Origin of the sequence: Rhabdonatronobacter sediminivivens (assembly GCF_013415485.1) — a bacterium.
In the GTDB taxonomy this organism is placed as follows: Bacteria; Pseudomonadota; Alphaproteobacteria; order Rhodobacterales; family Rhodobacteraceae; genus Rhabdonatronobacter; species Rhabdonatronobacter sediminivivens.
Genome location: NZ_JACBXS010000082.1, coordinates 1 through 5,679, shown reverse-complemented (window position 1 = coordinate 5,679; position 5,679 = coordinate 1). Strand labels below are relative to the sequence as shown.

Below are 5,679 nucleotides of genomic sequence, written 5' to 3'. Positions count from 1 at the left end.
ATGTCGGAGCGTCTCATGCCCAAGGTATGACACACCCTGCAGCCGTTGGGAATCTTGCGTCAGGTGACGAACACTAGTGCGCCCCAAAAAGCGAGAGCCGTCAAGACCTAGCCAGGACAATCTGGCCGCACGCTCGGGGTGCCGCTGGGCACGCTGAAGCGGTTAGAGCAGCTGGCCAGGTGTCGCTGTTGGCCGTTGCCGATGCGCTCGATGCGCTGGATGCCTTCCGCGCACTGTTCCCGCTGTCGGAGGCGCGCACGCTCGACGAGGTCGAGGCGCGGGCGAGGCTCCCGAAACGCGCCCGACCAAAGGCAAGGCGATGAGCGCGCGCAGGCTGAACGTCGCGCTGGATTTCGGCGAGGGTGACGCGCACGCAGTCGCGCAGCTCGGCGGGGATGCCGCGCAGCGTCATGTCGTGGCGGAATGGGCCCAGGGCTTCGCCGTCGATCCGCGGCCGGTCAGCCCGCCGCTGGTTAAGCGCCACGACAGCCTCCTGCGCCCGCGTGGGCGGGGCTTCGGCGACCTCCCCGGTCTCTTCGGCGACAGCCTGCCCGCCGGCTGGGGACGGCTGCTGATCGACCGGGAGCTGGCTGCTCGTGGTCGCACTCTGGTCGACGTCACCGATCTCGACCGGCTCGCCCTGGTCGGCACGGATGGCATGGGCGCGCTGATCTACCAGCCCGCCGATGACCCGGAGCCGCTGGACGCGATTGATCTCGACTGGTTCGACCGGCTGGTGCCCGAGGTCGGAACTAGTGTTGCTGCAGATGATCTGGAGCGTCTGCGCGCCATGGCGGGCGGATCGCAGGTGGCATGACCGAAATTCGTCGCTCAGATGTCACAAGATGGCACGCGGCTGCGTAGTCACCGGCTGGACTGGGAACCGGGTTGGCGGCATGTCCTGGTCAAGCGCCGAACTGTGGATGATGCGGTCGGCGCGGTCGAGGCGGAAGCCGCCTATGCCGCCATGGCACGCACGGCCGGGATCGAAATGGCGCCTGTCCAGGTGCTGCGCGCAAGCTCGGGCGAGCCGTTCTTCGTCACCGACCGCTTCGACCGCGACGGCAATGTGCGCCTGCACATGCAGACCGTCGCCGCCTTGCTGGATGTGGACTTCCGCAGCGCGACGCTGGACTATGTCGATCTGCTGAAACTCGTGCGCGTCATGACCCGCGACCAGCGCGCGGTGGAGGAGATGTTCCGCCGGATGGTCTTCAACATCCGCATGCTGAACCGCGACGACCACCTGAAGAACCACGCCTTCCTGATGGACCGCACCGGCAACTGGCGACTTTCTCCTGCCTATGACCTGAGCTTCAGCCGTGGTCTTGGCGGCGAGCACACGCTGCTGATCGCTGGTGAAGGCCGCAGACCGGGGCGCGTGCAGATCTATGCTGTGGCGGTGAATGCCGGGATCAGTCCGAACCGGGTCGGTGAAATCGTCGATCAGATGGGCGTGGCCGTGGCGGGGTGGGGTGGGGTTGCCATGCGCAACTGGTCGAGCTTCCGCCGAAACTGGCCCGGCAGATTGCGGAGGCGTTGGGTAGGGCAAGGAACTGGTAGTATCGGCGATATGGGAGTTGTCAGATTGCGCAACCGTGGGTGCTCTGATCCGTCCCCGGCAGGAACTCATGTGACCGATGTCAGCACTGTATCAGACCTACCCAACAGGTGGTCATCGGCTTCGATCGGAACCTATCTTACGGGATTTTCACAGGTATTGGAGCGCCCTTCCTGAGTTTCAGCACGCCTCCGTTTGACGCCTGGGCAGATGGCACCTCAGAGGCTACCGCAACATTCTACAGTTCCAACGTTAACAACTTTGCAGGCCCGGTCGCAATTACCAGCGTATCGCTCCGGGACGTAGATGGTCGCGAGACTGTAGTTCAGAAGGCTGATCTGGACGCGCTGGGGTTCGGCACATCGTTCGACATTACCTTCGAGCGCACGAACGACCCTGCCAGCATCGCGGGCGACACATCCGGACTGGTGGTCGAGGACGACTCGGATCGCCAGCAGGCCAACGGCGTGCTGATCGTGACTGATCCCGACGCGGGCGAGGACCGTTTCGCCGACCCCGACCTGGCAGCGCTGACAGGCAGTTTCGGCGCGTTCGACTTCGATGCCCAGACCGGCGCCTGGAGCTACAGGCTCCATAACGATGCAACGGCTGTCCAGGCGCTGCCCCAGGACGCGCGGGTCACCGACACACTGACGGTGACCAGTCTTGACGGCACCGCCTCCGAGACGATCACGGTCACGGTCACCGGCGTCAACGACCCCGCCAGCATCACGGGAACGACCACCGGCGCCGTGATCGAGGACGACCCCGTGCGTCAGGTCGCAACGGGCGTGCTGAGTATCACTGACCCGGATGCGGGCGAGGACCGGTTCGCTGATCTCGACTCTGAGGCGCTGGCGGGCAATTTCGGCAGCTTTACCTTCAGCCCTGACACCGGTGCATGGACTTACACGCTCGATAGCGAGGCCGAGGTGGTGCAGTCCCTGTCAGCGGGCGCGCGGGTCACCGACACGCTGACGGTGACCAGTCTTGACGGCACCGCAACCGAGACCATCGAAGTCACCGTCGAAGGCACCGGCGTGCGCACGCTCGACCCTGACGCGACAGTCCTGCTGCAGGGATTTCTGAGCGATCGTGCCAATCAGGCTATCGAAGGGGCAGAGGTCGTCTTTACCTCCGCCGGGGGCGACGCGCGTGGCGCTTCCAGCGATGCGTCTGGTAACTTCGGCCTGATACTCGGCAGGGGCCTGTCCGGCCACCTTGATGCGACGCGCGACTACGATCCGGTGACGGATGGCAGGTTGTCCGCGAGCGATGCGCTGGACGTTCTGCGCCTGGCCGTCGGGCTTGCGCCAAGCTGGGGGATGTCGCGGCCAATGGATTTCATCGCCGCCGATATCGATCAGGACGGTCGGGTGACAGCAGCTGATGCGCTTGATGTATTGCGCGCGGCGGTCAGGCTGGAAAGCGTGCACCAGCCCCGCTGGATCTTCCTCGATGCCGAAGCCGATCTGTCGGACATCGACCGCACCAATACAGGTGTTGAAACCGGCGTCCGCATCGATCCGCTCGTGTCTGGCCTGACCGAATTCAACATGATTGGAATCCTGCTGGGCAATATGCAGGAGTATGCCTGAGCGCCTTGATGCCCTAAGCGTGCGAGACGTGTTCGTTTGCGTTTTGTATTATCCCCGGAGGATTCAGCACGTCCGTCAGTGCGCTGTTTCGACAGTCTCGGTGGCACCCTGCGATGTGGAAAATTCCGCACAGTGCGTCCCAGCCTGGTCGCCAGCCGAGTCCATGTGGCAGGGCGCCGCCAGCCCCGAATCCGCTCGGCTGCAGACTCCACCAGAGCCGTATCCCCTCCTAAACGCAGCATTGCCCGCAGCCGTATCCATGCTATGCCTGCTCCGGTTTGAGGTGTGGCGGCAGGGATGAAAGGGCTGACGATGGATTGGGCAGAGAGCTGACCGACGCCGGTTAAACGCGGTCAGCGAGCTATCGACCTGTGACGCAGTGATCAGGAACTGTTCGAGTGCAACGCACCTCCCGGATCCGACTGGCTGGGCGCCAGGTAGCGCAGGATCGCCGCCATCGCGGTGCCTTCCTGCAAACGATCCGCTGCAACCATCCACACGACCCCGCCACTGCCCAAGACCATCTGCGCGGCCTTGTCGAGCAGATCGAGCGATCCGGCCTTGGCTCCGTCCGTGACCGGTGCTGCCCCGGTTTCTGGATCGAGCGTTCCCCGGAGAACGACGTCCCGCGCTATGAAAAGCTGGTCGACCCTGCCGTCTCGCGCGGCCGTGATGATATGTGCCGGGTTGATGCAGGCCGTTGCATCCCCTCGGCCGAGAAGGGCGTCCAGATGCCCAAGCGCGATGCCCAAAGCCTTGTCGTGAAGGGGCTGCATCACAACGGAAGCGGTGGCTAGAAGTCCAGCCTCGTCCAGCGTAGCGGGATTGATCTCGACAAAGCCGGCGACCAGAGGCGCCAGTGCCACGTTGTTGCGCACATGGCCGCCGATTGCCGCATCGGCCACCACAACGACCGGCTTCGGGTCGCCCGCCAGATGCGCGGCCAGTGCAGTCCCAGCCCGCAGCGCGAATTCGACCAGCCGCCCCTTGCGCCATTCCTCCGGGCTGTCGCCATAGGCCTGCGTCTTTGGCATGTTTTCACCGCCGGTGTTGGGCCGCCCGAAGCCGTGGGATTGAAGCGACCCTTCATGATCCGGCGCTTCGTCCAGCGACTCGATGCTGCGCGGCAGTTCGGCAACGTCCACTGCCGTCAAACCGAACCGGGTTGCCTGCCAGACCCGGGCCGCTTCTGCTGTCATGGTCAGTATCACAAAGACCGCATCCTGTTCCTGCAAGGGCAGCAACGGAGCGATGTGAAAGCCGGGTCCGATGATGGCAAGTTCGGGCACGGGGATCGGCAACTTGTGCATCTCGATCCCGGCATCGGACAGGAAGATCGCCAGCCCCAGATCCTGATATTGCCAGAAGTCATAATCCTCGACCAGCTGCGCTGCCGGTGCCAGAAACGTCTCGACCTCGCGTTCCCCCATGTTCCGTTCGGCAAGTGCGTCGGCGGCTTGCCTGAGAAGGTTCTTCAGCATGATAGGGTTCTGTTTGGTCTCTCGACCATGCGTCTGCGTCGGAAGATAAAGCGACATTGCGATATCCGGCGCGGCCTCGATCAGGGTGCTCAGGTCAGCTCTGGAAAACATTTTTCGTCCTCGTATCTTGTCACAGGGTCGTTGCCGCACGAGGCCGCCCGATCAGAGCAGCGATCAGAGCAGGTCGAGGTCGCGTATCGAATGGCCGCCCTTGGTGTTGTCCCGGCGACCCATACTGCTTTGCAGTTTGCTGAGCATCTTCTGCAGTGCCCCGGCGCTGGTCTCATGAATGGAGGGGCCCTGATGGGTGACCGCCATCGGCGATTGCCCAGTGGGGCGCACTTCAATCATGCAACGCTGGTCGTCGCTTCCCCGGTTGTGTCTCGAAAGTGGTGGAAATTCTCCGAAGACGTCCTCCGAGCGGATTGATTTGCGCGTGATCAAGCGGCGAGGTCAAGGGTCATGGGCTCGATCGGCTTGTCGAGGGTTTGCCATCCATCGACCTTGCGCATGGTGATCTGGCCGGAGGCGAGCAGAGCCCAGAGGAGCATCGGCACGGTTTCGGCGCAGGGCAGCGCAGCCTGGGTCTTGATCCGGCGGCGGAACTCCTCGTTCAAACGCTCTATAGCATTCGTCGTCCGCGCTGCCTTCCATTGCGACGGATCGAGGCGGGTGAAGGTGAAGAGGCGATCCCCGGCCTCTTCCAGGCTATCGGCGACGATGAGCCATGTCGCGCCATTGGTCCGAGCGACAATTGCGAATGCACTTCAGTCGCCATTTGCGTAGAAAAACCTTGCGGCGCGTTTCCACCTCGGCTGCGGTGTCGGCATAGATCATGTCGCGGTAGTCGTTGCCCAGCTCCTCGTGCATGTGCTTCGGCGCGTGAGCCAGCAGGTTTCGATGCTTGTGAACCGTGCAGCGCTGGATCGGCAGGTCGTCACCCCACAGCGCCACCAGAGCGGCCTCGAGGCCTGGGGCTCCGTCGACAATCACGAATTCGGGCCGCTTCAGGCCCCTGGTGTCGAGATCGTCGAGGAAT

The 5,679-nt window shown here is 63.6% G+C and carries 6 protein-coding genes and 1 pseudogene; 4 read left to right on the top strand and 3 right to left on the bottom strand.

Features of this window, described 5'->3' with window-relative positions; translation table 11 throughout:
- The first annotated feature begins 179 nt into the window (after nucleotides 1–179).
- Genes HUK65_RS17905 through HUK65_RS17890 form a run of 4 tightly spaced genes read left to right on the top strand, consistent with a single transcriptional unit; the run spans nucleotide 180 to nucleotide 3,159 of the window.
- The gene (locus tag HUK65_RS17905; protein WP_179907621.1) at nucleotides 180–323 is read left to right on the top strand and encodes a hypothetical protein; all 144 of its coding nucleotides are present in this window, start codon (nucleotides 180–182) and stop codon (nucleotides 321–323) included.
- Nucleotides 320–817 carry a HipA N-terminal domain-containing protein gene (locus tag HUK65_RS17900; protein ID WP_179907620.1) on the top strand — a complete coding sequence of 166 codons (498 nt, stop codon included), beginning with the start codon at nucleotides 320–322 and terminating at the stop codon, nucleotides 815–817. The genes HUK65_RS17905 and HUK65_RS17900 overlap by 4 nt, the downstream gene beginning before the upstream one ends.
- An 18-nt stretch (nucleotides 818–835) precedes the next feature.
- Nucleotides 836–1,738, top strand: coding sequence for a type II toxin-antitoxin system HipA family toxin (locus HUK65_RS17895; RefSeq protein WP_235442255.1), 903 nt, complete (start codon nucleotides 836–838; stop codon nucleotides 1,736–1,738).
- Entirely contained in the window at nucleotides 1,672–3,159 is a 1,488-nt protein-coding gene (locus tag HUK65_RS17890; RefSeq protein WP_179907618.1) for a VCBS domain-containing protein, read from the top strand. Before HUK65_RS17895 ends, HUK65_RS17890 begins: the two co-directional genes overlap by 67 nt.
- A gap of 383 nt (nucleotides 3,160–3,542) precedes the next feature.
- Here the strand turns inward: HUK65_RS17890 and HUK65_RS17885 are convergent, their stop codons facing one another.
- The 3 genes and pseudogenes from HUK65_RS17885 to HUK65_RS17875 all read right to left on the bottom strand — a co-directional run.
- Nucleotides 3,543–4,640 (bottom strand): baeRF3 domain-containing protein, encoded by a 1,098-nt coding sequence (locus tag HUK65_RS17885; protein ID WP_235442254.1) that lies wholly within the window; start codon nucleotides 4,638–4,640, stop codon nucleotides 3,543–3,545.
- Nucleotides 4,641–4,814: 174 nt separating this feature from the next.
- Nucleotides 4,815–5,084, bottom strand: coding sequence for a hypothetical protein (locus HUK65_RS17880; RefSeq protein WP_179907617.1), 270 nt, complete (start codon nucleotides 5,082–5,084; stop codon nucleotides 4,815–4,817).
- Nucleotides 5,081–5,679, bottom strand: a pseudogene (locus tag HUK65_RS17875) (transposase); the annotation flags it as partial. The gene HUK65_RS17880 and the pseudogene HUK65_RS17875, both read right to left, overlap by 4 nt.